At 35.1% G+C, this 23,790-nt stretch carries 23 protein-coding genes and 2 pseudogenes; 9 read left to right on the top strand and 16 right to left on the bottom strand.

The window, feature by feature from the left end; translation table 11 throughout:
- Positions 1-40: 40 nt before the first annotated feature.
- Together ACICP6_RS04440 and ACICP6_RS04445 are read right to left on the bottom strand one after the other, a co-directional pair.
- Positions 41-853, bottom strand: a complete 813-nt coding sequence (locus ACICP6_RS04440; RefSeq protein WP_395462765.1) for an SDR family oxidoreductase — start codon at positions 851-853, stop codon at positions 41-43.
- A gap of 5 nt (positions 854-858) precedes the next feature.
- On the bottom strand, positions 859-1,503 hold the full coding sequence (locus ACICP6_RS04445) for an alpha/beta hydrolase (protein ID WP_395462766.1): 645 nt from the start codon (positions 1,501-1,503) through the stop codon (positions 859-861).
- Between the two features lie 159 nt (positions 1,504-1,662).
- Between ACICP6_RS04445 and ACICP6_RS04450 the strand changes: the two genes are divergently transcribed.
- Complete coding sequence (locus tag ACICP6_RS04450) at positions 1,663-1,962, top strand: NADH dehydrogenase ubiquinone Fe-S protein 4 (protein ID WP_395462767.1); 300 nt, start codon at positions 1,663-1,665, stop codon at positions 1,960-1,962.
- A gap of 593 nt (positions 1,963-2,555) precedes the next feature.
- Here the strand turns inward: ACICP6_RS04450 and carB are convergent.
- From carB to ACICP6_RS04465, 3 genes are all read right to left on the bottom strand, one after another.
- Entirely contained in the window at positions 2,556-5,990 is a 3,435-nt protein-coding gene (gene carB, locus ACICP6_RS04455) for a carbamoyl-phosphate synthase large subunit (protein WP_395462768.1), read from the bottom strand.
- Positions 5,991-6,232: 242 nt separating this feature from the next.
- On the bottom strand, positions 6,233-6,997 hold the full coding sequence (locus ACICP6_RS04460) for an SDR family oxidoreductase (RefSeq protein ID WP_395462769.1): 765 nt from the start codon (positions 6,995-6,997) through the stop codon (positions 6,233-6,235).
- Positions 6,984-7,799 (bottom strand): YihY/virulence factor BrkB family protein, encoded by an 816-nt coding sequence (locus ACICP6_RS04465; RefSeq protein ID WP_395462770.1) that lies wholly within the window; start codon positions 7,797-7,799, stop codon positions 6,984-6,986. Before ACICP6_RS04465 ends, ACICP6_RS04460 begins: the two co-directional genes overlap by 14 nt.
- A gap of 188 nt (positions 7,800-7,987) precedes the next feature.
- Here ACICP6_RS04465 and ACICP6_RS04470 point away from each other — a divergent pair.
- The 4 genes and pseudogenes from ACICP6_RS04470 (at position 7,988) to ACICP6_RS04485 (ending at position 10,349) form a co-directional block, all read left to right on the top strand.
- Positions 7,988-8,777 (top strand): IS5 family transposase gene (locus tag ACICP6_RS04470; RefSeq protein ID WP_395462624.1). Its coding sequence is split into 2 segments (ribosomal slippage): positions 7,988-8,248 and positions 8,250-8,777, totalling 789 coding nucleotides; the frame shifts between segments, so codons are not numbered across the junction.
- A gap of 73 nt (positions 8,778-8,850) precedes the next feature.
- A pseudogene (locus ACICP6_RS04475) lies at positions 8,851-9,107 on the top strand (transposase); the annotation flags it as partial.
- An 85-nt stretch (positions 9,108-9,192) separates the two neighbouring features.
- On the top strand, positions 9,193-9,456 hold the full coding sequence (locus tag ACICP6_RS04480; protein WP_395462617.1) for a transposase: 264 nt from the start codon (positions 9,193-9,195) through the stop codon (positions 9,454-9,456).
- Between the two features lie 50 nt (positions 9,457-9,506).
- Entirely contained in the window at positions 9,507-10,349 is an 843-nt protein-coding gene (locus tag ACICP6_RS04485) for an IS3 family transposase (protein WP_395463617.1), read from the top strand.
- 41 nt (positions 10,350-10,390) lie between these two features.
- On the opposite strand, the gene ACICP6_RS04490 is transcribed toward ACICP6_RS04485, so the two are convergent.
- From ACICP6_RS04490 to rpmI, 5 genes and pseudogenes are all read right to left on the bottom strand, one after another.
- Complete coding sequence (locus ACICP6_RS04490) at positions 10,391-10,648, bottom strand: hypothetical protein (RefSeq protein WP_395462771.1); 258 nt, start codon at positions 10,646-10,648, stop codon at positions 10,391-10,393.
- A gap of 512 nt (positions 10,649-11,160) precedes the next feature.
- A pseudogene (locus ACICP6_RS04495) lies at positions 11,161-11,680 on the bottom strand (Rpn family recombination-promoting nuclease/putative transposase); the annotation flags it as partial.
- 172 nt (positions 11,681-11,852) lie between these two features.
- The gene (fmt, locus tag ACICP6_RS04500; protein ID WP_395462772.1) at positions 11,853-12,761 is read right to left on the bottom strand and encodes a methionyl-tRNA formyltransferase; all 909 of its coding nucleotides are present in this window, start codon (positions 12,759-12,761) and stop codon (positions 11,853-11,855) included.
- Positions 12,762-12,788: 27 nt separating this feature from the next.
- On the bottom strand, positions 12,789-13,154 hold the full coding sequence (gene rplT / locus ACICP6_RS04505; RefSeq protein WP_395462773.1) for a 50S ribosomal protein L20: 366 nt from the start codon (positions 13,152-13,154) through the stop codon (positions 12,789-12,791).
- Between the two features lie 19 nt (positions 13,155-13,173).
- Positions 13,174-13,380 carry a 50S ribosomal protein L35 gene (gene rpmI, locus ACICP6_RS04510; RefSeq protein WP_395463671.1) on the bottom strand — a complete coding sequence of 69 codons (207 nt, stop codon included), beginning with the start codon at positions 13,378-13,380 and terminating at the stop codon, positions 13,174-13,176.
- A 433-nt stretch (positions 13,381-13,813) separates the two neighbouring features.
- On the opposite strand from rpmI, the gene ACICP6_RS04515 reads away from it, so the two are divergent.
- Complete coding sequence (locus tag ACICP6_RS04515) at positions 13,814-14,833, top strand: IS110 family transposase (protein WP_395462774.1); 1,020 nt, start codon at positions 13,814-13,816, stop codon at positions 14,831-14,833.
- 61 nt (positions 14,834-14,894) lie between these two features.
- On the opposite strand, the gene ACICP6_RS04520 is transcribed toward ACICP6_RS04515, so the two are convergent.
- The 5 genes from ACICP6_RS04520 to ACICP6_RS04540 form a co-directional block, all read right to left on the bottom strand.
- Positions 14,895-15,721, bottom strand: a protein-coding gene (locus ACICP6_RS04520) for an IS5 family transposase (protein ID WP_395462622.1) whose coding sequence is annotated in 2 segments (ribosomal slippage) — positions 14,895-15,334 and positions 15,334-15,721 — 828 coding nt in all. Because the reading frame shifts where the segments join, the coding sequence is not laid out codon by codon here.
- A gap of 391 nt (positions 15,722-16,112) precedes the next feature.
- The gene (locus tag ACICP6_RS04525; RefSeq protein ID WP_395462775.1) at positions 16,113-16,556 is read right to left on the bottom strand and encodes a PAS domain-containing protein; all 444 of its coding nucleotides are present in this window, start codon (positions 16,554-16,556) and stop codon (positions 16,113-16,115) included.
- 191 nt (positions 16,557-16,747) lie between these two features.
- Positions 16,748-17,083 (bottom strand): MerR family transcriptional regulator, encoded by a 336-nt coding sequence (locus ACICP6_RS04530; protein WP_395462776.1) that lies wholly within the window; start codon positions 17,081-17,083, stop codon positions 16,748-16,750.
- Positions 17,080-17,388 carry an integration host factor subunit alpha gene (locus ACICP6_RS04535; RefSeq protein WP_395462777.1) on the bottom strand — a complete coding sequence of 103 codons (309 nt, stop codon included), beginning with the start codon at positions 17,386-17,388 and terminating at the stop codon, positions 17,080-17,082. The genes ACICP6_RS04530 and ACICP6_RS04535 overlap by 4 nt, the downstream gene beginning before the upstream one ends.
- A gap of 61 nt (positions 17,389-17,449) precedes the next feature.
- Complete coding sequence (locus ACICP6_RS04540) at positions 17,450-18,628, bottom strand: nitrate/nitrite transporter (RefSeq protein ID WP_395462778.1); 1,179 nt, start codon at positions 18,626-18,628, stop codon at positions 17,450-17,452.
- Between the two features lie 135 nt (positions 18,629-18,763).
- Between ACICP6_RS04540 and ACICP6_RS04545 the strand changes: the two genes are divergently transcribed.
- Entirely contained in the window at positions 18,764-20,401 is a 1,638-nt protein-coding gene (locus tag ACICP6_RS04545) for an ankyrin repeat domain-containing protein (RefSeq protein ID WP_395462779.1), read from the top strand.
- Positions 20,402-21,286: 885 nt separating this feature from the next.
- Here the strand turns inward: ACICP6_RS04545 and ACICP6_RS04550 are convergent.
- Complete coding sequence (locus ACICP6_RS04550; protein WP_395462780.1) at positions 21,287-21,661, bottom strand: ferredoxin family protein; 375 nt, start codon at positions 21,659-21,661, stop codon at positions 21,287-21,289.
- Between the two features lie 139 nt (positions 21,662-21,800).
- On the opposite strand from ACICP6_RS04550, the gene dprA reads away from it, so the two are divergent.
- Together dprA and ACICP6_RS04560 are read left to right on the top strand one after the other, a co-directional pair.
- Positions 21,801-22,889, top strand: coding sequence for a DNA-processing protein DprA (gene dprA / locus ACICP6_RS04555; RefSeq protein ID WP_395462781.1), 1,089 nt, complete (start codon positions 21,801-21,803; stop codon positions 22,887-22,889).
- A gap of 85 nt (positions 22,890-22,974) precedes the next feature.
- Complete coding sequence (locus tag ACICP6_RS04560) at positions 22,975-23,766, top strand: hypothetical protein (RefSeq protein ID WP_395462782.1); 792 nt, start codon at positions 22,975-22,977, stop codon at positions 23,764-23,766.
- The last annotated feature ends 24 nt before the right edge of the window (positions 23,767-23,790 follow it).

A 23,790-nucleotide genomic window follows, 5' to 3' on the forward strand; every position in this document is an offset into this window, starting at 1 on the left:
TTTTTTTCTTTCATAGTCTTTTAGATGTAGTAATTTATACTTAATCCTCACCATCACACTCTGGGACCATACAACTCTTCAGTCCCACTTTATAGTTAGGATAAATTAAAGAGATACCAAGATCTCTTTTAATTTTAACATTACTTACTTTTTTTGATCCTAAATAAAAACCCTGCACATAATCAGACAAGGAGGAAACCTCTATTGGCTCTGGAGCACCAACATTTAGAAGTTTGGCTGCATATACTACCACTTCAGATTGTGTAGCAGGTAAATCGTCTGCACAATTATATATTTCGCCAGGTTTTATATTTTGCATAGAAGAAGCTAGAATATTCGATATATCTTCAACGTGAATACGAGAAAAAAAATGTCCTTCTTTTTGTACATTTCTTGCCTTATTAAGCTGTAAATCAACTAATACGTTTCTGTTAGGGCCGTATATTCCAGCCAAACGAAAAACATGTACAGGTAATTTGCTATTTAGCCATTTCTTTTCAGATCTAAGGCGGCTTTCCCCTCTGCATTCTACAGGTTTTGTTTCAGATTCTTCTGTAACCCAATTACCTGCATGATTACCATAGACACTAGTTGCAGATAAATAACCGAGCCACTTGATATTTTGAAAGCAACAACCATACCTTTCTAGCACATTATCACCATCTGGCGGAATGGAAACTAAAACATGTGTTACATCTTGAAACGTATCCTTGCTCACTTCGTCATAATTAAAGAGATTGACGTTCTGTACATCTTGATTTTTTGAAGTACCGCTAACTTTCCAACCCAAACCCAATAATTTTCTCGATAAAAATCTAGCTACATATCCATAACCAAAGCAAAACAAGTGCATAAAAATTAATTTTTGAAATTTTTCTTGATAAATTCTACACCTAATTTTATTCCCTCTTCATTAATAATATGCCCTAATGCATGAATTGGATGTCCTTTAACATTTATTCCATTTTCCTTCAGAGCTTTAACTGCTAAGTCAAGAGAAGAAAAAGGTACCACGTCGTCAGCATCACCGTGAATAACGCATATGTTAGGTTTTGATTTGATCTCTGGTGCAACTTTTGAAGGCGAAAGAAACCTACCAGAATATGCAACAACTGATGCACAAGATTGAGAGCGGGTAAGAGCTGTGTGTATCGCAAGCATTGCTCCTTGAGAAAATCCAACTAAAGAAAATTGTGTATCTTTTAAATTAAGCTCTTTCAATTTTGTATCAATAAAATGATTTACTATTGATGCAGCATTTTTTACCCCATTATATAGCGCTTCTTCACTACGATCTTCCAAGCTGAACCATTGATAACCATCACCCATTTCTCTTTCAAACGGAGCATTGGGTGCTACAAAACATGAATCGGGCAAAGATTTGCTCATAACTTTAGCAAGATGAATGAAATTATCGCCACTTGAGCCCCAGCCATGTAAACAAATAATCAAATTTTTCTTATTTCCATCTGCACAAATTTCTGGACCTTTAAGTTTAATCATTTCTTTTCTTTTTGTGTCTATACTTTTATTTAACACTGATTTTCAAATTTGTAAAAACTATATTGAATGCCTTTTTTATTAAAAGAGAAAAGGAAACCACGCTAATTGCTTGTGCAAGGATTTATTTAGATATATATTTCAGTTTATTTAATAAGGACTATGAACATTGATGATAAAGTAGTTTTTAGGATTTATAAACCAACAAGAATCGCAACACAGTCTGGTTTAGGTAATACACGTTTTTGGCACCTAAAAATTGAACCTGATTCCTACTACATTGAACCTTTGATGGGGTGGGTTGGCTCAAAAAATCCAAAAAAACAGATTGTATTAAAGTTTGATTCCCTTGAAAAAGCAGTATTCTACGCAAGAAAACGCAACGTTAAATACATAATTGAAATACCAAAAGATGTTAAGAGGCATCCAAAATCTTATGCGAGTAATTTCATATCAAAGTAAGTTTTATTGTGGTGTAGTAGTTTATGCTGAGATACTGCACATAACTGTACGAACATTGTGATTTCAGGTAGCTCATAGACTAAACGAAAAACTCCTTGACAAACTCCGCCAGCCCCTTTATTATGATAACAAGGGTATTTCTGACTCAAAACTTGTTTTTGACCTGCAGGCTCAATGACAAAATTCAGTAAAAAACTCAGGGTATTTTTTGGCGGATTACATAAAATTATGGCGGCTGCATGTCTTTTAAATTTTTTCTACATTCAGCCAAATCGCGCTTATTTTAAGCGTTAGCACATTATTACAGCGCCACTTACAGTAATAGAGAGTCAAAACCAGTTACTCGGAGGTTTATTTGCCTTTTTTTCGCTTGGTAAATTTCTTAAATATTTATAGCTAAACTGGATCCCAGTGCAAGGCTACTTGGATGACAGGAAAGGGGTACTATAGCTAACCCAAGCAATACCGCCGCGGCGCTAACGAGTAGCGATATGACGGTTGTCAGTAAACCTAAGTCACTTTAGCTATGGCAAGACAGATTTTGCTCAAGAAGTGCTGAAACTATATATATAGAATTATTTTAGCCTTAGTATTTAAGCGTTTTGTATCTGCTGTAATGACTTCACTTCCAGCTTGCTATTCTTTACATATTGAATTGCAAGTACTAATGCTTTACTTCCAGAAGCTGTGGTGCTGTAAGCTATATTTTGCAAAATAGCAGTTCTGCGAATATCTTTACTGTCTGAGACTGATTTTACACCTTTTGAAGTATTGATCACTAGATTTACTTTTCCATCTTTGAGCATATCAACTATGTGGGGTCTGCCTTCTCTCACTTTATTTACAGCTTTTGCAGCAATGCCGTTATTGTTCAGATAAGAAGCTGTGCCTTTGGTGGCATATATTTCAAAACTCAGTTCTTTCAACATTCGTGCAACTGGCAGTATATACTCTTTATCATCATCTTTTACTGAAATCAAAGCTCTTCCCTCTGTTGGTAACTTATATCCTGCAGCCATGTGCGCTTTTGCAAGTGCAGCTTCAAAGGATGAGTCGATTCCCATCACTTCTCCTGTTGACTTCATTTCGGGGCCAAGTAGAGTGTCAATTCCCGAAAAACGTGTAAATGGAAAAACAGCAGCTTTAACTGCAAAGTGATCGAGAGATTTTTTTTCTTGGTCCAATTTTTTGCCTAAAATAACTTGAGTAGCAAGCTTTGCGATAGGAATATTAATTACCTTGGAAATAAAAGGCACGGTTCGACTAGCTCGTAAATTTACTTCAAGTATGTATACATCACTAGACCTCTTGCATAACTTGATTTCTGAAGGCAATTTTGTCGTCAAAGCTTGTCTGCGCTCCTCAAATACATTCGAGTATTCTGTGGTGCTCATCTGCACTTTTCCTAAAAATTTCTCATCACAAACAGATTCTGTAAGAGGTCTATTCTCTTGAACAGCAAATTGAATGTTTATCAGACCTTTCACTTCTAGTGCAAGAGCTATTCTCTCAGTTTGTAGCTCGATCTCTTTTATAACTTCGTCACTCAATGTATTTGTCGGTATTGAGCATGTTGAATCACCAGAATGAATACCAGCTTCTTCAATGTGCTCCATAATTGCCGCAATGAAAACTTTTTCTCCATCACATATAGCATCAACATCAATCTCAACTGCATTAACTAAGAATTTATCAAGTAACAGCGACCCATGTTCGAAAATTTTAGTTTGAGTTTGATCCAGGACATATTCTTTAAAGCTCTCAATATCGTGCTTGATCGACATGGATTGACCACCCAAGACGTAGGACGGCCTGACTACTAATGGAAACCCCACCTTTTTTGCGTTGATTAACGCTTCTTCCACTGAATGACAGATAGAATTTTCAGGTTGTTTCAAATTAAGTTGCAAAGCGAGGTTTTTAAACCTCATACGGTCTTCTGCAAGGTCAATAGAGTCAAAAGATGTACCCAAGATATTGAAACCTCTTTCATTTAGTACTTTAGCTAACTTTAAAGGTGTTTGACCACCTATTTGAACTATTACACCTACTAGTGTGCCATTTTCTTGCTCTTTACTTAGTATTTCAAGCACATCCTCTACGATCAATGGAGCGAAATACAAACGATCAGCAGTATCATAATCAGTTGAAACAGTTTCGGGATTACAGTTAATCATTATTGTTTCATATCCCATTTCTTTGGCAGCGGAAACTGCATGCACGCATGCGTAGTCAAACTCAATACCCTGACCAATACGGTTTGGTCCACTACCTAAAATGACAACTTTTTTTCTATTGGAGATGTTTGCTTCACATTCTGGTTTTCCACTCTCATAACAGCCATACATATAAGCAGTGCTCGATTCAAATTCGGCTGCACACGTGTCTACGCGTTTATAAACTTGCTTAATGCCAAATCTTTTCCTTATTTCTTCGATTTGTTCGACTCGATCTGCAGCGCGTGACGCTCCAGTGTCAGCTACTTGGATGACATCGGGGGACTCTGGGATGACAGGAGTGGATTGATTACTTAATTTTGCCAATCTTGCATCTGAAAACCCCATTTTTTTTAGTTCTAATATTTCATATGCAGTCTCAGGAAGGCCATTTTTCTTGATTTTTTGCTCAGTTGAGATAATTTGCTGTATGTTTTGCAAAAACCATAAATCATACCCTGTAATTGAATTTATTTCTTCTATGCTAATTCCGTGGCGCATTGCGTCAGCAGCAATCAGCAATCTGTTTGGTAGCAATTTTGCTAATTGAGATTTAACATCTGTGCCTTCAGAAAACACTTCGTCAAGTCCTGTGAGACCAGTTTCAAGTGAGCGGAAAGCTTTCTGTAGTGACTCATTAAAAGTGCGGCCTATAGACATTACTTCTCCCACTGATTTCATGGAAGTTGACAGTTCACAATTCGTCCCCTTAAATTTTTCGAATTCAAAACGAGGAACTTTAGTGACAATATAATCAACCACCGGTTCAAATGCAGCAGGTATAACTGGCGCGCAATCGTTGCGTATTTCATCAAGTGAATAGCCAACAGCAAGTTTGGTTGCAACTTTTGCTATAGGATAACCTGTTGCTTTTGAGGCAAGTGCAGAAGAGCGAGAAACTCTTGGATTCATTTCAATCACAACTAGGCTTCCATCTTCTTTAGGATTAACTGCAAATTGGACATTTGCACCGCCTGCACTAATATCAATTTCTCTCAGCACTGCTATAGATGCATTTCTCATTTGTTGGTATTCTGCATCCCGTAGAGTCAAAGCAGGAGCAACAGTAATGCTATCACCTGTATGAACTCCCATAGGATCAACATTTTCTATTGAACAGACTATTATGCAGTTATCTTTGCAATCACGGATAACTTCCATTTCGTATTCTTTCCAGCCGATAATGGATTCATCTATCTGAACTTCATTTATCGGCGAAGTTTTCAGAGCGTTATCTGCAATATTGAAAAACTCCCCTTTATTGTATGCTATACCACTACCTGCACCGCCAAGAGTGAACGATGAACGGATGATTGCAGGTAATCCAACATAATCTAGAGCTTCTTTTATTTGTTCTTGATTTTTTATAATGATACTCTTAGGGTATTTTAGCCCTATTTTATCCATGGATTGGCGAAATAATTCTCTATCTTCCGCTTTTCTAATTGCTTCTCTATTTACACCAATTAGCTTTACGTTATATGTATCCAACACTCCATCATCTGCAAGTTTCATTGCGCAATTCAAAGCAGTTTGCCCGCCCATTGTTGGCAATATTGCATCTGGCTTCTCCTTAATTATGATCTTTTCTATGATTTCAGGCAGCACAGGCTCAATATACGTTGCATCAGAAAACTCAGGGTCTGTCATTATAGTTGCAGGATTGGAATTAACCAAAATGACTTTATAACCTTCGCTCTTTAATACCTTGCAACTCTGAGTTCCAGAATAATCAAACTCACATGCCTGACCTATAACTATTGGACCTGCTCCTATTACTAATATAGATTCTATATCTGTGCGTTTTGGCATAATTACAATAATGATTTCTACTTAAGTAATGTTACCAATCTTTCCTATACATGTGAATTTTTATTAGGCTTACGAGTTATACAGCCAATTACTTTTAGGCTTAACGACTATTAGATAGGCACTATGGTTATATAGCTGGCATAAATTAGATCTCCCTACGTCATACCGCGGCGGTATCCCATAGATTCCGCTAACAAGTAGCGGGATGACGGTTTCTCAAATCGTCGTTAGCTATATGTAATTTATTCAAGAGATTTGCTTAATAGTAAGATTTCTCCTGACACGCTGCAATCTTCAGAAGCTAATTCTACGAATTTGTCTGTTAGTTTATCAGGTAACGCTAATTCAGATCCAGGAAATGCTTGCTTATACATTTCACTATCGACAGGTCCTTCTGAATATACAGCATTTACGCATAATTTTGTATGTTTTGTCTCAGATGCATATATCTTCACCATTATTTCTAGTGCAGCTTTGCTTGCGGCATAAGGTGCCCGATATGGATAAGAAGAAGGAGAAAGTGTCACTTCTGAGGTCATAAATATCACTCTTCCAGAATTAGATTTTTTTAGTACTGGATCTAAATTTTTTAGTAAGTACCAATTGGCAGTAAAATTTGTATTCATTACATTCTGTAGCTCTTCAAGCTCGCAGTCATGAACAGAGTTCAATTTACCTAAAATTCCAGTACACGCAACTAATATATCCAGCGCTCCAGATTCTGATAATTTCAGGCTTTCTACCATGTTTGCCAGTATCTTTACATTCTCAAAGTCTAAAAGATCAAGCTGAATTAGTTTTACAGAGCCTTCCTTGAATTCTTCAAACTCCTCAATTTCATTATAGAGTGGTTTGAGGTTATCAATAGACCTTGAAATTAAAATTACATATGCACCTTCCCTTACAAACCTTTTTGCAACAGCAGATCCTATTCCACCTGAAGCCCCGGTAATTAAAGCTATTTTGCCTTCTAACTTACCCATTTCTTTCTCCTTAGCGAGATCCATTAAAATACTTTAGCTGAAAATTGAACTTTGCTCCATATATAAAAATCAAACTCACCATATAAAAAAATAGTAATGACACTACTACGCCGCCTAAACTTCCATATATCAAATCCAGTTGGTCAAAGGAAGCTTTTAAGTATTGCTTAAAAGCTGAAGCAGAAATTGTCCAAAGCATAACAGCTACACAAGATCCAGGAAGCACATCTGATAAATTTTGTTTTATATTTGGCAACATAAAATATAGCCAAGAGACTACTGTGAAAAGTACAAATTCAATTAGGAGGTATTTAGTATAACTTAGTCCATGATAGGAAAAATCAATTAGCATTGGCACTAATGTAGAGGACACTATAGTCAGAGTTATAATAAACGTAATTACTAAAAATTGTAATATGCTTAGTACTCTTCTTAGTATATAAGGTGGCGAAACCGGAATTTTATAGGCCTTATTCAATATCGTTCTAAACCCTTCAATCGTCGATGAGGCAGTCCAAATAGCTCCCACAATTGCTAAAGTTAATAAACTTTGTGGCGGGCCTGATATTATCTCCCTAATACGCGGCATTAAAGATGCTAAAATTTCCTGTGGCATGTTATCAATTATAAATGTCCAGCCGATGTTATATTGGTCTAAGAAATTTGCAAATGTTGATGCCAAAGCCATTAAAACGATGAGAAAAGGAAATATTGACAACAGGATTAAAAACGATAGATATCCTGCATGCTCCATCCCGTCATTATAAATCGTGTCAATCAAAGCACGATAAAGACAATAAACGATACTGTAAAACTTCTGTAGCAACGTATTCACTGTAATATAAACAAACCAAGTAGGATATTCTAAATGAAATAAAATATATTTTTAAGTAAAAAACCCTTTCTGAGAATTTTTTGTATTATCGTTTTTTTATTATTTTAAGCCCTTAGAACCTGTTTAAAATCTCGAAAGGATAAGGTAAAATAGGGGTAGATTAAGAATGAGGTATATCTATGCGAAAAAGTTATCCAAGTGATATAAGTCGAGAGCAATTTGAAAAAATCAAACCAATTCTGGAGAGTAGCAGGAGGAAAACAAAACCAAGAAAACTTGATTTATATGATGTATTTTGTACAGTATTATACGTCCTAAAAAGTGGTTGCCAGTGGAGGATGTTGCCAAAAGATTTTCCAAGGTGGGAGAGCATATATTATTATTTTCAAATGTGGAATAAAAAGGATGGAGAAGAACCAAGTTTGTTGGAATTAGTCTTAAAAAAAATTAGTTGGAGAGGTCCGTATCAACAATGGTCGGAAAGAGAAAACCAGTTTCTGCATAATTGATGCTCAAAGCGTTAAAAACGCAGATACTGCTGAAAGAAAGGGTTATGATGCAGGTAAAAAGATTTCAGGTATAAAGCGTCATATCGCAGTTGATACACAGGGCTTGCCACATGCAATTCATATAACAACGGCAGAAGCAACTGATCGTAGCAGTGCTGTAAAAATGGTGGGAAATGCTAAAGAAAACCTCTCTGAAGTCAAAAATATACTCGTTGATGCTGGCTATACAGGAGAAAATTTTGCAACACAAATAAAAGTAACTATTGGTGCAGCTGTTGAGGTAATAAAACGAAGCGAATTACATACCTTTGCTGTATTGCCAAAAAGATGGGTTGTTGAGCGGTCTTTTGCTTGGTTGGAAAAATGCAGGCGATTGTGGAAAAACTGTGAGCGAAAACTCAATACTAGCCTACAAATGGTCGTTCTTTCCTTCGTTTCTCTCTTATTGCGAAGATTTTAAACAGGTTCTAAGAACCTGTTCATAATCTCAAAAAAGTGATAAACTGTGAGATGATATATATGAATAAGAATATATGAGAAATTTATACCCAAGTGACATAAGTCGAGAACAATTTCATACCAATTCTGGAGAGTAGCAGGAAGAAAACAAAACCAAGAAAACTTGATTTGTATGATGTGTTTTGTGCAGTGCTGTACGTCCTAAAAAGTGGCTGCCAGTCTGCCAAAAGATTTTCCAAAATGGCGAAGTTGTTACGACTATTTTAAAAAATGGAGTGAAAAACCAAGCGAAGATACAGAAAGTACTTTGGAACGTGTATTAAAAAAAATTAGTTGGAGTGACCTTACCCAGAAAAAGTAGAGAGGAAGTTAAGCCATTTTTGAAGTAAAATAAAACATGATTATGAGGGCTTATTATGGTAAAGAACAGAAAAAATTACACAGTGGAATTTAAATTAGAGGCAATAAAGTTGGTAAAGGAAACGGGGCAGTCAGCAAGCAAAATAGCTAAAGATTTAGGAATAGATAACAGTACACTAAGTGACTGGATAAAAAAATATAACGAAAAAGGATCAATAGAAGAAGCATTTCCTGGTAAGGGAAAGTTGGCACCATGTGATAAAGAAAAGTTTGAATTAAAGAAAGAACTAACAAGAGTTACTAGAGAAAGAGACATTTAAAAAAAAGCCCTGGGATATTTTGCAAGTCACAAAGAGTAAAATATTTATTTATCAAAAAGCATGGAAACTACTATAAAGTACAGGAGTTATGCAGGATTTTGAAAGTATCTGCTAGCGGCTACTACAAATGGACTAGTAAGAAGAAAAGCAGCAAAGAATTAACAAGGGAGCAGCTTCTAGCAGACATTCAAAAAATATACCAAGCATCTAATTGTAGATATGGGGCACCTAAGATTCATGCTGAACTAAAGGCTTTAGGTAAAAATTGCAACATCAAAACAGTGCAGGATATCATGCAAAAAAATGGTATTCAAGCTAGACTGAGGCGAAGATTCAAAAGCAAAAAACAGCAGACTGACAATAGGGTTATAACTCCCAATATATTGGACCAAAACTTTACTACTAGTCAGCCAAATAAAGTATGGGTAACTGATATTACATACATAAAAACTAAGGATGGATGGCTATATTTGGCAGCAATAATTGATCTATATTCACGTATGGTAGTTGGCTGGTCAATGAGTAGTACAATAACTAAGCGATTAGTTATAGATGCTTTATTGATGGCTGTTGATAAGCGCAAACCAGCCAAAGATCTGCTATTTCATAGTGATCAAGGTTCACAATATACCTCTAAAAATTATCAGTTTTTGCTGAACACAAAAAACATCATTTCCAGCATGAGTCACACAGGCTGTTGTTATGACAACTCTGTTGTTGAAAGCTTTTTCAGCTCACTCAAACGGGAGCTTCTTATTGATACTTCGCAACACTCTGCTCAGCAAACTAGAACTGCTATATTTGAGTACATAGAAATTTTTTATAACAAACAGCGTAGACATTCTACTATTAATTATTGCATTCCTGAGAAATTTGATTCATCATTTTCATAATAAAAATGGCTTAACTTCCTCTCTACTTTTTCTGGGTAAGGTCAATAGGTTTCCATTATTAACTCTTGCCTGATTTCTTCCAGGTACTTTTCCGCTCCCTCTTCTTCGATCTTTTCAAATGTGATGCCGTCTATTCCTGCTGCACCTCCATTCTTTTTGGCTATTTCATAGGATATCTTCAGCGTTTCCGGTTTACATACATGTACGTATATTCCCCAAAATCGCCATTGTTTTTCGGCCTTCGCTTTTGCGTATATTCTCCTCCTTAGTTCCTGCAGTTTTATGGATTCTTTTATCATTCTATCCTTGCCTCACTTTCGTTAGAGAAATTCTATCAGCAGGGTATCTTCGCTCTTCTGGTATTACCCAGTTTCTTTGCTACTACATACCCCTCCGCCATCTTCTCGTCTTCCATCTCTTTCCCATTTATGGTTATAAGATGTACCTTGCTCCAGTCATTTCTGCTCTGGGACGAGGAAGACTTCTCCAGTTGCTTTCATTTGTCCTTGTTACCATGCTGCCACTATCACCCCGCTAAGATCCAGTACTGTTCCATTCAGCTTTCAGTACTCGATTCTGCTTTCGCTGTTCTTCCACCAGCTCAGCTCTTAGGTTCTTTGGTGTGTCGAGGCTACCTATGTGTTCGCTTTCGCTGCGGCCTGATAACTCGCTCACCACCCTATAGATGGCTTTGTCAGTAGGCTTCAACATTTCTGGTTTCCCATTATGCTGCTCTCAAGCTATAGGGGTCTGACTTTTCCCCTAGCAGGTCTGTCTCCTGCTGAACAAATGTGCCTTGTCTGGACACACAAAAGAAACACCACCTTTCTTTTGTGCTCTCTAACTCCTCTACTTTGCTTTTTGTAAATTTTGGCAACTCAATGAAGACAAATTGAAAATCTTTTAAGTAATGTCCATTGGTTTTTATGTCACGTATATTATGAGTAGAAATATACTCAACCTCCGAAGGAAATAGCAATAAAGAAGACTTTCTTTAAATCAATGTAGTTGCCAGATTGTCTTGAGTAGGCTTTAGCAGCATACAGTTGAGCACGTTTCTCAAAGCCTTTATCACGAGCCAGTTGCATTTCAATCACAAACCTATTACCAATAGAATCTTTGCAGAGAACATCAATAATGCTCTGTTTATCAGAGGCAATTTCAGGGTCCATGATGGTGCTTAAGAACTCTACTTCTTGTATTGCATTTACCTCAGCAAATCCTAAGATATCGTTCAAAAAGTGGATAAGGATATTCTTATTTTTTTCAGTGCCAAATATTTTTTTGAAGGTCAAATCTAGCTTTGGATCAAGAAATTTTGAAATGGCCATAGCAAGAGCGCTTAAAAAATATTAACAATTATACACTATTATTAACAATTATTCAACCTTATTTTTGAAGATAGCTAGTTTCTGTATTTACTTTTATTTGAAGAAAGCTCAAATAAAAGATCGTGTTTTGCTAAAAATCACAGAATGCAGTCTAACAGTGAATGGTTACTGTTTATTCTATAAACTTTTTTACCATGCTAAATTTTAAGCCACGAACAAAATCTTTAATACTACAAGAATTTCTTCCTTCCATTTGTACAACCTTAGGAATTAAAGTGCCGCTTTCCAAACTTATGTGCATATTATCATTAATAATCTCACCTTGTCCTGAAGTTAAAGAAGCATCTACTTCAAAGTCAGCATCAAGTATCCTAACACGTTTATTCTCTATCTTGACAAACGCCTTGGGATAAAACGCTTTAACTTTCCTATAAGCAACTTCACAAGCATCGCTTGCATAAATTTTATAGTCTTCTATTTTGTCAGCATAGCACGCATTGTCATCGCTTTGTTCTAAGGGAACCTGTTTTTCAATTTGATTTAACACTTCCATCAGTAAATCACTACCTAGCTCAGACAATTTATCATGCAACGTTTTATAATTGTCATTTTTTTCAATTAGAAATTTTTTCTGTTTTAAAATAGGGCCACAATCTAATTCTTCATTCAATTGCATAATGCTAACCCCAGTTTCTTGATCTCCTGCTAAAATCGCGTGCTGTATCGGAGCTGCACCACGCCATCTAGGCAGCAGTGAAGGATGAATATTAATACAACCATATTTTGGAATATTCAAAATTTCTCTTGGAAGTACCAATCCATACGCAGCAACAACTGCAACGTCTGGTTTGGAATTTCTAAATTTTTCTTGCTCTACCAAAGATTTTAGAGAAGTAGGAGTGCATACCTCTATATCATTTTCTTCAGCAATACCATGTATTGGAGATTTTGTCAGTTTTTGCCCACGCCCTGAAGGTTTTGGAGCCTTGGTATATACTGCTATTATTTCATTCTGTGATTTCAACAGTAAGTTTAGCGCACTAACAGCAAATTCCGGTGACCCCATAAAAACAACTCTCATGCTGCTAAATGTTTTTGCCTGAGGAAATCAAGAATTCTCTGCTAATTTACCACTTACAGCTTCTACTAATTTGGCAAAATCATCTTTATAATTAACAGCCATTTCAGAAAGAATTTTTCTATTTAAATCAATTCCAACAAGTGTAAGGCCATGTATAAATCTACCATAAGTAAGCCCATACTTTCTTACTGCTGCATTAATACGTATTATCCACAAACTGCGAAAATCACGCTTGCGATTTCTTCTGTCTCTGTAAGCATATTGCAATGCTTTTTCAACCCGTTGTAATGCAATTCTATAACAACTTTTTGCACGTCCTCTGTAACCCTTTGCCAGGTTCAATATTTTTTTATGACGAGCATGAGTAGTGACTCCACGTTTTACCCGAGCCATTCTATTTTACCTCCATTTTTTAAATACCATAAGGCATATAAAGCTTAACTATACGCGAGTCAGATTTACCAAGAATTGTCGTACCGCGCTGATTACGAATATTAGATTTGCTCCTCTTTATCATGCCATGCCTTTTGCCTGACTGAGTAGAAATGACTTTACCCTTAGCTGTAAGGCGAAAGCGCTTTTTAACAGAAGATTTGGTTTTCAATTTCATTTTCTTTATATTCCAAACAAATTTACAAACATTACTATCGAATTCTTTAGTAGTAATTAGTTAGTAGTATAAATAATTTTATTAAAGAATCAAATAGTATGCAACCCACAAGTTGCAATATAACTATAATATGCAACCTAAAACTGCAATACAACCTAAAATTGTATATCAAAGGAGATGATATGAATTGTTATTGCTTGGTTGGAAGCATGAGAAGATAATCACTTCTCAGAGTGGATAGGTGGCAGGTTGAATTTTTTTGTGAGGCCCCATTTTGCTTTATATACAATAATGGGATTAGACCTCGTAAAGGAGATTATCCGCCCCTGCCACCGGAAACCATCGTGCGGCCCATAAAATTTGGTGACCGCGTATAGGAGAATGGTCTAACCGGCAATATTCTACTCTGATATTTTGTAGTATTCAATAAGAGGAAAAATTTATGCGTCACATAGGTGTAGATTTACATACTAACAGTTTTACTGTTTGCTACTTAGAAACAGGAAAGCAAGAATATATTCGCACATTTCGCTTACAGGATTTGGACAATTTTGTCGAGAATCTTAAATCAGAAGATGAAATAGCTTTCGAAGCTACGGGTAACAGCTGTTTCTTTTATGATGCAGTTTCATCTTACGTTAAGCGCGTGGTGATAGTTGCACCCTGGCAATTTAAAGTGATTCGTCACTCTGTAAAGAAAACAGACAGGCATGATGCAAGAGCTATTGCTTTCTTTCTAAGCAAGGATATGTTGCCTGAAGCAAGATGTAAAAGCAAACAATGCCAGCAGTTAGCTTCTCTTCTTCGAACAAGAGAGCAGTTAGTAAAATCACAAGTATCTCTAATTAATAAAATGCACGGTCTTTTTAATTATCATGGAATAAAAATTAAGAAGGAGACACTGATAACTAAAGCTGGATTTGAGCGTTCTATTCAAAAGCATAATTGGGACTATATAGAAAAGATAGAGATTGAAGTAATTAACTGTCAATTGGAAGCTATTCGAGAAAATCTCAAGAAGCTAAAAGAAGAAATTATTGCTTTTGCTAAACAACTTCCTGGGTTTAATAATATTATCAGTATTAAAGGTATTGGTGCAATTTCTGCAGCGGTTTTTATCACGACAATTGGTGACATTAATGATTTTAGTAATCCTGAAAAACTTACTGCTTATTTCGGAGTTGTACCATCAGTTTCTCAATCTAATCAGCAATGTACTATTGGAAGAATTACCAAACATGGGTCAAAAACGGCACGAACTTCTTTAGTACAGTGTACCTGGATTGCTATACGGTATAGCCCTTACTTAAGAAGTTTTTACGAGCATGTGAAAAAGAAGCGTGGTTCTGCTAAGGCTATTATTGCAACTGCTAGAAAGTTTCTAACAACAATTTTCTATACGCTTAAAAATAATTGGATTTTTGAAGATTTCACAAAATTTGAATTTTCTATTGGACAATAATCGTGAAGGAAAATATGACACCTTAGTTTTTATAAGCTAATGAATAGACTTCTTTCAAAATTCACGTAAGGAGCTCAAAATTGTGGATAGCAGCAATCAAATTAAATCTTAAACCAAAACGTTTTCGTCGGTTTCTATATCTATCGGAAATGATTTTAAACCTTTTTAATAAGCCAATTACGTTTTCAACAATTGCCCTTTGGCTCATAAGTGTTCTGTTCTCTTTTTTTTGTTCTTTGCTTAACGGATTCTTTTTCGTTTTCCTGTGAGGTAATACAACATTTTTATGTATTTTTTGCATTCCTCTGTAGCCGGCATCAGCTAAGATTTTAGTTTCCGGCAATATTGCTACCTTTGATTCCCTAAATATCCGAAAATCGTGTTTCCTACCTTTCGAGAAAGATGTACATATTACTTTTTTACTCTTCTTCTCTGCTACTACTTGCGTTTTTATAGTATGCCTTTTTTTCTTTCCAGAGTAGAAGCATTTTTGCTTTTTTTTGGCCTCTCTACTGGTGTTTCAGTTCCATCTATTACCAAAACTTCATATTCTACATTACCCTTTAATAGCTCTTTTTTTCCCGGTAATGAAAAATCTGGATGTTTTATTAGCGTGTCTTCTACCCATCTTATTATTTTGAAACAGTTACTTTCACTCATGCCATAACTTTGACCAATGTGGAAATACGTTCGATATTCCCTCATATATTCTAATGCCATAAGCAACCTATCTTCTACGCAAAGTTTGCTTTTTCTTCCACTTCTAGCTTTTTTTCTTTTATCCTCCTCATCCAAAATTTCCACCATTCGCTTAAATGTTCCCTTTTTTTCCCCTGTTAAGCGCCTAAATTTCTTTCCTTCCAACTTTTCTATTTCTTTATATCTCATACCTTAAAATATCTGATTTTATACTTCTTTTCCCTTGTTTGCCAATTTTGAAAGAAGTCTAATATGTGCATAAGTACTTAAAATATGTGGGGACGTACTTACACACATATTCATTAGCTACATTAATTTAAAAAAGATTAATTAAAAGCTTAGTGTTTTTGTTGCCGATGAAACAACTTTTGATTGAATCAGATGGCATAGTAATAAATAAAAAATTGTATTAAAGCTGAATTTTATATCAGAAAATGTTTTGGGTAATACAAAAAATCATTATTGACTTTTATGCAATTAGAGAACTGCTAGTCAATTCCTGACAACTACTTTTTATAACTTAAAAACAACTGAATTTTTGAAGATTTTACAAAAATTTGAATTTTTTACTAGACAACAATCATAGGAGCTTAAATGTAATTACGCCCAATATATGTGTTATACCTTCTTTATTCCCAAGTGGCAACAATACTTGCCTCATTTTAACACTTTCACTTTCTTCCTCTTCATGAATCGGGCACTTACTATCTACTACAGCATCAAGTTTATCAATAACTGCATCTATTTTATATAGTCGCAAAAATGGTGCATCAATTGCATATTTACTATCAATGCACATTTTTTTCTCAAAACCATAGAATTCAACAGCCTTTTCTCCTGCATTTTCACAAACATAACCCTGATCCTTGACTTCAATGACAAAACAGTGCTGCCATGACTCCATTATTTCAGCAGTGTCTATTTCGTGTCTTTCTGGCCAGTCTCTGTCTGATCCTTTTATGTCACTCCAGTGCTGAGTCACTACATTTGCTATTCTTCTTTCTTTGCCTGCATAAATTTCCATTCCAACGTCCACATACAAAACATAGATATAAGCTGAATTTACTGTGAATGTATTGATTTTTTCTTAACCGCAAGGCGCATATTACGAGAATTCCCACACTGCTTTTCTTGATACAAATACTTTTTTAACCATTCCTTAACGTGAGTTTACACTTTCTTGCCCAGCTATGTGTAATATATATTCGCACATGCTTATGATTGTTCGTTGCTGTTCTCGTTGTTTATTTTACTAATTAAATAGTCTCTTAAGTTGGTAAGTTCTTGCAAAAAATCCTTTGAATCACGATTGATTTTTATATCATTATCAAATTCTTTTTGTACTCCTTTTATTGTATACCCTTTATCATATAGCATGTATTTTACTTTCTTTATGGCCTCTATACACTTATGATCATATAGCCTTCTTCCTTTGCGCTTTGTAGGTTTAATTTGATGAAATTGACTCTCCCAAAATCTTAAAACATGCCGTTGTAAATGTAGCTCTTTAGCTACTTCTCCAATTGTGTGGAATAATTTTTCCTTATTCATTGATTATTTATTAATTTTTTTACCACTTTTGAAGGCCTAAAAGAAATTGAATTCCTTGCCTGAATCACCACTTTTTTTGATGTATTTGGTATATTTCCTGGCCTTTCCTTCTTTTTTTTAACCAAGAATGTTCCAAATGACGATATTTTCACTACTCCATCCTTTGCTAGACTCATCTTTATCTCATCCAATATATCGTCTATTATCGCAGCAGAGTCTTCCTTTGATAATCCTATTTCTTGGTTGATATTTTCAGCTATTGTTGCCTTAGTTACTGTTATATCTTTCGTTGTAACGTAATCCATAATTTGGTAATTATTACAATATGCAAATATAATATAGCAATTGACTCAAGGTTCAGCTACTTTATTTTTTAGCTTCTGTAGCATAATTTAAAATACTAGCAATTGCCAGCATTGCAAATATTGCAAAAAGCGCCATTTTATGATCCGTAAAAAGTGCTAACATTGACACTATAATTCCGCTGACAATAAACATAAACCCATTGATAATGGATGATGATGTGCTAATGTATTTTCGTTTCACAATTTCACTGCCAACAGTAAAATTAAGCATATGTCCTCCTGCAGCAAAACCAAACATTAACATACAAAAGTATACGGTATGAACTGTTAAATGGCTGTATGATAAAATAACAATCGAAAAGCCTTGTAACAGAGCAAAAGCAGAGATTACATGCCTTCTATTTTTAAATAAGTTTGAGATTCGATCTGCAACTGGAGCACCAACTGCAAGACCAAGCCATAGTATTGCGGTTGCTACACCTGACTCCATTGCATCGAGTTCTGAGTTGCTCAGTAACCTTGGAGCCCACAAGGTATTGAGTGCTAAAAATGTTCCAAAAGTAATAGCACCTACTATTGAGGTTATCCAGATATCTCTTAATTTTAGCACTGTTAATATAGAGCACATTACTGTTTTTATAGAGCTTTGTATTGTGCGCTTTTCTGAACTGCTTTTCGAAAGTGTGTTTGGATAAAAAAACACAAGTACAAATATCAACACACCAAACAGTGTTATGCATACAATCAGATTTTTCCAATATGCACCTTCGGCAAGCAAGCTAGAGAACAATATTTGAATTATCAGTGCAGAAAGGCTTGAAATTGTCTGCACTAGTGAGAACATCAATCCAAATTGGGCAACGGGAAAACACATGCTACTTATATGAGCAGCACCAATAAAACCAAATGATGCTCCAGTTGCAATCAACACTTGAGATAAAATCAGATGAGCAAAATCGTTACTGCTCACAAGAACAAGAAATCCGAGGATTATAGTTAATAATGAGAAAGAATAAATTTTTTTACTGGAAAAAACATTAAACATCGCTCCACTAAAAAATTGCAAAATAGCGAAAGTCCAAGTATATGCTGAATTAGCCAGTGCAACTTGCGTGATTGTGAGCCCAAGTTCTTTTTCAAGATTTACACTTATAAAGGTATAAATTATCTGCATATTGCTGAATATAACAACCAAGTTGCTAATCAGCCAAATGAACCAAGCTTTAGCTCTGCCTTCCATAAGATTTATTTTTAAAGTAGCTTATTGATAACTTAACACTAAGTCTTTTTTTATGCTATTGTTTCCTGAATAAGTGCTGGACTTGACTTCCTTTAGCTTTATTATATAATTAAAAAATTTTTCAAGGCTAGTAATATGCGCCCACCATCTCAATATAAGAAATTCAGAAATATATTTGAAAAGTTAATCAGTGATATCAATTCTGATCAGGGTAGCTCAATTGAAATCATCGATGAGATAAAAAAAGAATTAAAAAAAGAACTTCCTTCTATATATGAAGAATGGGAAAATAGTGGGTTTGACGTAAATTTTAAGTTTAAATTACAAATTCCTGCAATAAATATTACAGAAACAACATTATTGCATTTGGCTGTTTTAGAGCAAAGCATCCCATGTACGTCAGTAATTCGTTACTTATTGAATACAGGGGCTAATCCAAATTTACAGGATTCGGATAATAAAACTCCATTGTATATGGCTGCTGTTACTAGCGGAGATAAAAATAAGGAAATAGTAAAGCTATTGCTTGAAAGAGGAGCAGATCCAAATATAGCAGAGTCTTATGGGCAAACCCCATTACATGTAGCTTGCACGTTTTGCGGTGATGAAGGTTTTAACGTAGAAACAATAAAACTTCTGCTAAAAAGTGGAGCGGATATTAATAAAGAAGATAATAAAAGAAATACCCCTTTACACCAACTCATTGACACGTCTATTGGAATATCCGAAAATTCAACAGCCTATCTGGAAGAACAAAGCTTAGAATTAGTAAAGCTTTTTGTAGAACATGGCGCAAGTATTTATACTAAAAATAAGAGTCATAAAACTCCTAAAGGTCTCATTGAACTCCAACGTCTTAGTACTTTTCCCATGAATAGAAAGTTGGCATGTTCTATAGAGCAATTTCTAGAAGAACAAGAATCCTCAAGAGAATACCATGGAAAGCTACTCGAATTATTAGAGCAAACTAAGGACCTCAAGTTCCTTACTGAAATGATAACAGAAAATGGAGTAATGAGTGTAAAAGGTATTCAAATATGTAGCCAAGCAATACCTAAAATACTTGGAATATCAGGTATAGAAATTGCCGTTAAAGGTACTATTGTCGAAGGTGAGATTGAAAAAGGGTTTTCTCATGGAACAGGGTGGCCTGTTGTTGATGTTGAAGGTAATCCTCTGAAATATCATGATTTATTTAATAGGCTTGTTTCTTTCTTTGAAAAAAATTCTGTAATTAAAAATCTGCAACGTCCAAAACCAGAGTTACTGGGGTGGAAAGTGCCTAATTACGTTATCTCTAACCTAGAAGCTATAAAACAAGAATTTTGGGGTGATGAGATAGTTGATAGTATACCCGAAGCAGAAAAAGAGGAGGATAATGTAACGGCACGACATGTTGTACAAAAAGAGCCTGATAAAAAGAATCAAGATACTGTAAAACATCATGGTAAGAAAAAAACAGGAGGTGATTCTGATAGCAAAGAAAAAAGGGAGAAGGCAGCTAGTGAGAAAACAGTAATGGGACATCCTCCTATTAATTCTGGTGTTTATTCTCAAAAAGAGCCACCAATATTTTCTAGAAAACAAAAAATTGCAATTGCTGTTGGTATTGTTGCTGCACTAGCAACAGCTTTGGTCTGTTATTCAGTTCAACTACCCATTTTGGCAATAGTTGTGTCTGCATTAATAGTGGGAGCTGGTGCTTACATGGTGTCAAGTAAGCTCTACGATATTTCCATCTGTAGTGGTGCTAGCCAACAGCCTGGACTTTAGAGTCAACCATTTGCTTTTGTTAAGCACAACAAATGATGTCATCCGAGTAGCCTCCTTCTCCTGTCATCCAAGTAGCTGACACTGGTTTACTCTATAATGGCAGTGCCCCTTCCTTTTGTCATCCCATTCTCCTGTCATCCCAGTGCTCTTTTTTTTGTCATCCAATTGCTCCTTCCTTTTGTCATCCCAGTGCCCTTTTTTTTGTCATCCCAGTGCGTGACACTGGGATCTATAGCTAACCAAGCAAGCTACGTCATACCGTCATGGTATCTCTAGATCCCGCTAACAAGCAGCGGTTGTCGTTTAGCTATAAAATTTAAGAAAATATTTAAGAAATTTACCAAGCAAAAAAAAGGCAAAAGAAGCCCCGTGGTAGTTGGCTATTTACCATGTACTAAAATATCGGCGTTCTTTTTATTCTAAAACGCTTGATTAAGAGCGATTTAGCCACTTTGAATTTGCAGCTAACCTACATCGCAAGTGTTTAAGAAATTTACTAAGCAGGAAAAAAGACAAAGAAAACCCGCGGTAGCTAGCATTCAAATTCTCCCTTGTCAATTTGACGTTTTTTGATGTCTTAAACGTTTTATAAGCCCATTTCAGCCTGTATGGGTAAAAACCCAGAAGTTTTATAAAGACATGCGGTGCACGTAGTGCGAAAAATTAAACATGAGACGCCAAATACCCTAAGTTTTTTGTCATTAACCTGCACAGATTGCGAAGATAAATAAATAGCTTCAGTACTATAATAAGAAGACTGGCGGAGTTTGTCAAGTGGTTTTTAACCCGTTTCTATGAGCTACTTGAATGACAACTTAAGATCAACTGTGTTTTTTAATATTTTTTGATTATCATTAGGGGAGTTTTCTTTTTTCTTCAGTAATATTATTCTAGATTTTCGTCAAAATAAGCTGCTTTGTCTTTCTTTTCTTTATACTCTTCTGCTGTATCCAGAGGCTGCTTTTTAGCTGTAATGTTCGGCCATTTTTGCGAGTATTCTGTATTTATATTATAAAATAATTTGAAAGTTTTTTGTTCGCTGTTAAGTAACTTTAAGTCGAGTTCTAAAATGTCTTTTATAGAATCATCAGTTACAATTGCATCTACTGGACATTCAGGTATACACACCCCGCAATCAATGCACTCATCTGGATTAATTACGAGCATGTTTTTACCTTCATAGAAACAGTCAACAGGGCATACTTCCACACAATCCGTATATTTACATTTTATGCATTTATCTGTAACAAAATGTGTCATAAAGCGCTGTATATTTATATCATCTTGGGTACACTAAACTAATAAGAAATACAAGTCTTTTGGTGAAATATTTATTAATATATCTTATAATTTAGATATTGTTGAGTATTTTTGAAGCAGTTGTATTAATTGAGCCTTTATGAAGATAAATAAGTTGAATAATGAAGAATTAGAGATATGGCTGAGCCTAGCTAGAACTATAGGATCAATGAAGTTTTCTAGTGTGCTAAAGTATGGATCACTAGATGAAGCGTTAAAATATCTTAATGGGTTGGCCAACAATAAAAAGGTATATAGCATTCAGGATGCACGAAAAGAAATCAGTAAGGCAGAAAAAATTGGAGCTAAAATCATACCTGCATGTGATCCAGATTATCCTGACCTTTTAAGGAATATCCTGGGTTGTCCCCCTGTAATAACTGCACTTGGTGATATATCGTTATTAAGCCGTGAGATAATTGCAATAATCGGTGGTCGCAACTCTTCAGTTAATGGAAGAAATTTTGCCAGTAAGCTGGCACTTGATTTAAGCGAAGCTGGTTTCATTATCGTTTCTGGGCTTGCAAGAGGAATCGATACTGCGGCAAACAGTGTGATATATAAAAATCATCCCACTATTGCTGTTATAGCGAGCGGAATTGATGTAGTGTACCCAAAAGAAAATTTTAATCTGTACAAAAAAATCACCGAGAATGGTGGATTAGTAATTACTGAGCTTCCATTTGCTACTAAACCAAAGCCCCAGTATTTTCCTCAAAGGAATCGAATTATATCTGGTTTATCGCTGGGTGTGACAGTGGTTGAAGCATCGAAAAGTTCTGGTTCTCTAATAACAGCAAATTTTGCTTTGGATCAAGGAAGAGAGGTATTTGCAGTTTCTGGTTTCCCTTTGGATTCACGTTGTAGTGGTAGCAATCATTTAATTAAAAACGGTGCTAAACTTATTGAATCTGCTGATGACATAATAGAGAGTATTAGGTTTAGTTTACCTCCTCAACAAAATAGCCTATTTAATGTTGAGCACTATTCTGTTAATCAAAAACAAGAAAAATTACAACAAGCAAAATCCGTTATAGTTAATCATATCAACTCTGTACCCATTGATATAGATGAGCTTATCTTAACAAGTGGACTATCCACAAACTTAGCTTTAATGGCTCTTTTAGAACTGGAGTTGGAAAGCAAAATAGAGCGATCACCAGGAAACAAAGTATCAATAATTTTTTAAGTTGTTTTAGCTATAGTAAAATTACTGGATAAATCTAAGGATGATTTTATATTAAGATTCCAATTCTATCAGCTAATCAATTAAGATGATGGGTAAAATAATAGATATAACAGAATTTGAAAGACTTATAAACAGCAGCAATTTGAGCAAACCTTATAAGCTACTTGTTATGCAAGATATAACCTACGTAATAAATGCAAATAAGGGCATAGGGTTTAACTTTGTTAATAATGGGAATTTCTTAAAAGCAGTTGAGATCATTTTACGCTCTTCCATACAAGACGATTCGAAGTATGTTATCATTACTAGTCTGATATTGTGTTTAAAAAATGAAGATGTAGATAATAATCTACAAAATAAATCAAATATTGTATTGTGTGCAATATTAATTAGTTATGGGGTTATTCATGCATACCTTGCAAGCGAAAGACCTTATCTATCATGTATTGAAAGACCAAATAATAAGAGAAGTAACGTAAAAATGTTTGATTACTTATCTGATAATCAAGTAATCAAGGAAGATATATTATGGTTAGAAAACAAAGATCTGAAAAAATTCAAAGAGTTTTGTGGTGAAATCAATAACATTCAAGGTATAGAAGTTAAAGAAACGTTTGAAAATTATTTAAATGAAATAAATAATGAAAAAAAACACAGTGCATTAAAATGTGCTGTTGTTGCATTAGCCACTATCTGTGTTGTTACAGGAATAATTGCTATTGCAGGAAAGAGTGCAGTTGTTGGCGTTATTGCAGCTATAGCAGGTATTATGCTTAGTGCATGCCTATTGTGTAGTAATAAGCTGGAATGTGTAAACGTTACGCGTAAAAGTAAAGAATGTGCAAGCCACAATTCAAACTTTTTTGTTGGTCTATGACTCTTTTCAGTGACAACTACAAAA

This window comes from Wolbachia endosymbiont of Cantharis cryptica, assembly GCF_964277405.1.
Lineage (GTDB): Bacteria > Pseudomonadota > Alphaproteobacteria > Rickettsiales > Anaplasmataceae > Wolbachia.

What these genes read in the sequence shown, in the direction of transcription:
- ACICP6_RS04440 (WP_395462765.1), bottom strand. Translation starts at nt 853, where the DNA reads ATGCACTTGTTTTGCTTTGGTTATGGATATGTAGCTAGATTTTTATCG.
- ACICP6_RS04445 (WP_395462766.1), bottom strand. Translation starts at nt 1,503, where the DNA reads ATGATTAAACTTAAAGGTCCAGAAATTTGTGCAGATGGAAATAAGAAA.
- ACICP6_RS04450 (WP_395462767.1), top strand. Translation starts at nt 1,663, where the DNA reads ATGAACATTGATGATAAAGTAGTTTTTAGGATTTATAAACCAACAAGA.
- carB (WP_395462768.1), bottom strand. Translation starts at nt 5,990, where the DNA reads ATGCCAAAACGCACAGATATAGAATCTATATTAGTAATAGGAGCAGGT.
- ACICP6_RS04460 (WP_395462769.1), bottom strand. Translation starts at nt 6,997, where the DNA reads ATGGATCTCGCTAAGGAGAAAGAAATGGGTAAGTTAGAAGGCAAAATA.
- ACICP6_RS04480 (WP_395462617.1), top strand. Translation starts at nt 9,193, where the DNA reads ATGGTAAAGAACAGAAAAAATTACACAGTGGAATTTAAATTAGAGGCA.
- ACICP6_RS04490 (WP_395462771.1), bottom strand. Translation starts at nt 10,648, where the DNA reads ATGATAAAAGAATCCATAAAACTGCAGGAACTAAGGAGGAGAATATAC.
- fmt (WP_395462772.1), bottom strand. Translation starts at nt 12,761, where the DNA reads ATGAGAGTTGTTTTTATGGGGTCACCGGAATTTGCTGTTAGTGCGCTA.
- rplT (WP_395462773.1), bottom strand. Translation starts at nt 13,154, where the DNA reads ATGGCTCGGGTAAAACGTGGAGTCACTACTCATGCTCGTCATAAAAAA.
- ACICP6_RS04515 (WP_395462774.1), top strand. Translation starts at nt 13,814, where the DNA reads ATGCGTCACATAGGTGTAGATTTACATACTAACAGTTTTACTGTTTGC.
- ACICP6_RS04525 (WP_395462775.1), bottom strand. Translation starts at nt 16,556, where the DNA reads ATGGAAATTTATGCAGGCAAAGAAAGAAGAATAGCAAATGTAGTGACT.
- ACICP6_RS04530 (WP_395462776.1), bottom strand. Translation starts at nt 17,083, where the DNA reads ATGAATAAGGAAAAATTATTCCACACAATTGGAGAAGTAGCTAAAGAG.
- ACICP6_RS04535 (WP_395462777.1), bottom strand. Translation starts at nt 17,388, where the DNA reads ATGGATTACGTTACAACGAAAGATATAACAGTAACTAAGGCAACAATA.
- ACICP6_RS04540 (WP_395462778.1), bottom strand. Translation starts at nt 18,628, where the DNA reads ATGGAAGGCAGAGCTAAAGCTTGGTTCATTTGGCTGATTAGCAACTTG.
- ACICP6_RS04545 (WP_395462779.1), top strand. Translation starts at nt 18,764, where the DNA reads ATGCGCCCACCATCTCAATATAAGAAATTCAGAAATATATTTGAAAAG.
- ACICP6_RS04550 (WP_395462780.1), bottom strand. Translation starts at nt 21,661, where the DNA reads ATGACACATTTTGTTACAGATAAATGCATAAAATGTAAATATACGGAT.
- dprA (WP_395462781.1), top strand. Translation starts at nt 21,801, where the DNA reads ATGAAGATAAATAAGTTGAATAATGAAGAATTAGAGATATGGCTGAGC.
- ACICP6_RS04560 (WP_395462782.1), top strand. Translation starts at nt 22,975, where the DNA reads ATGATGGGTAAAATAATAGATATAACAGAATTTGAAAGACTTATAAAC.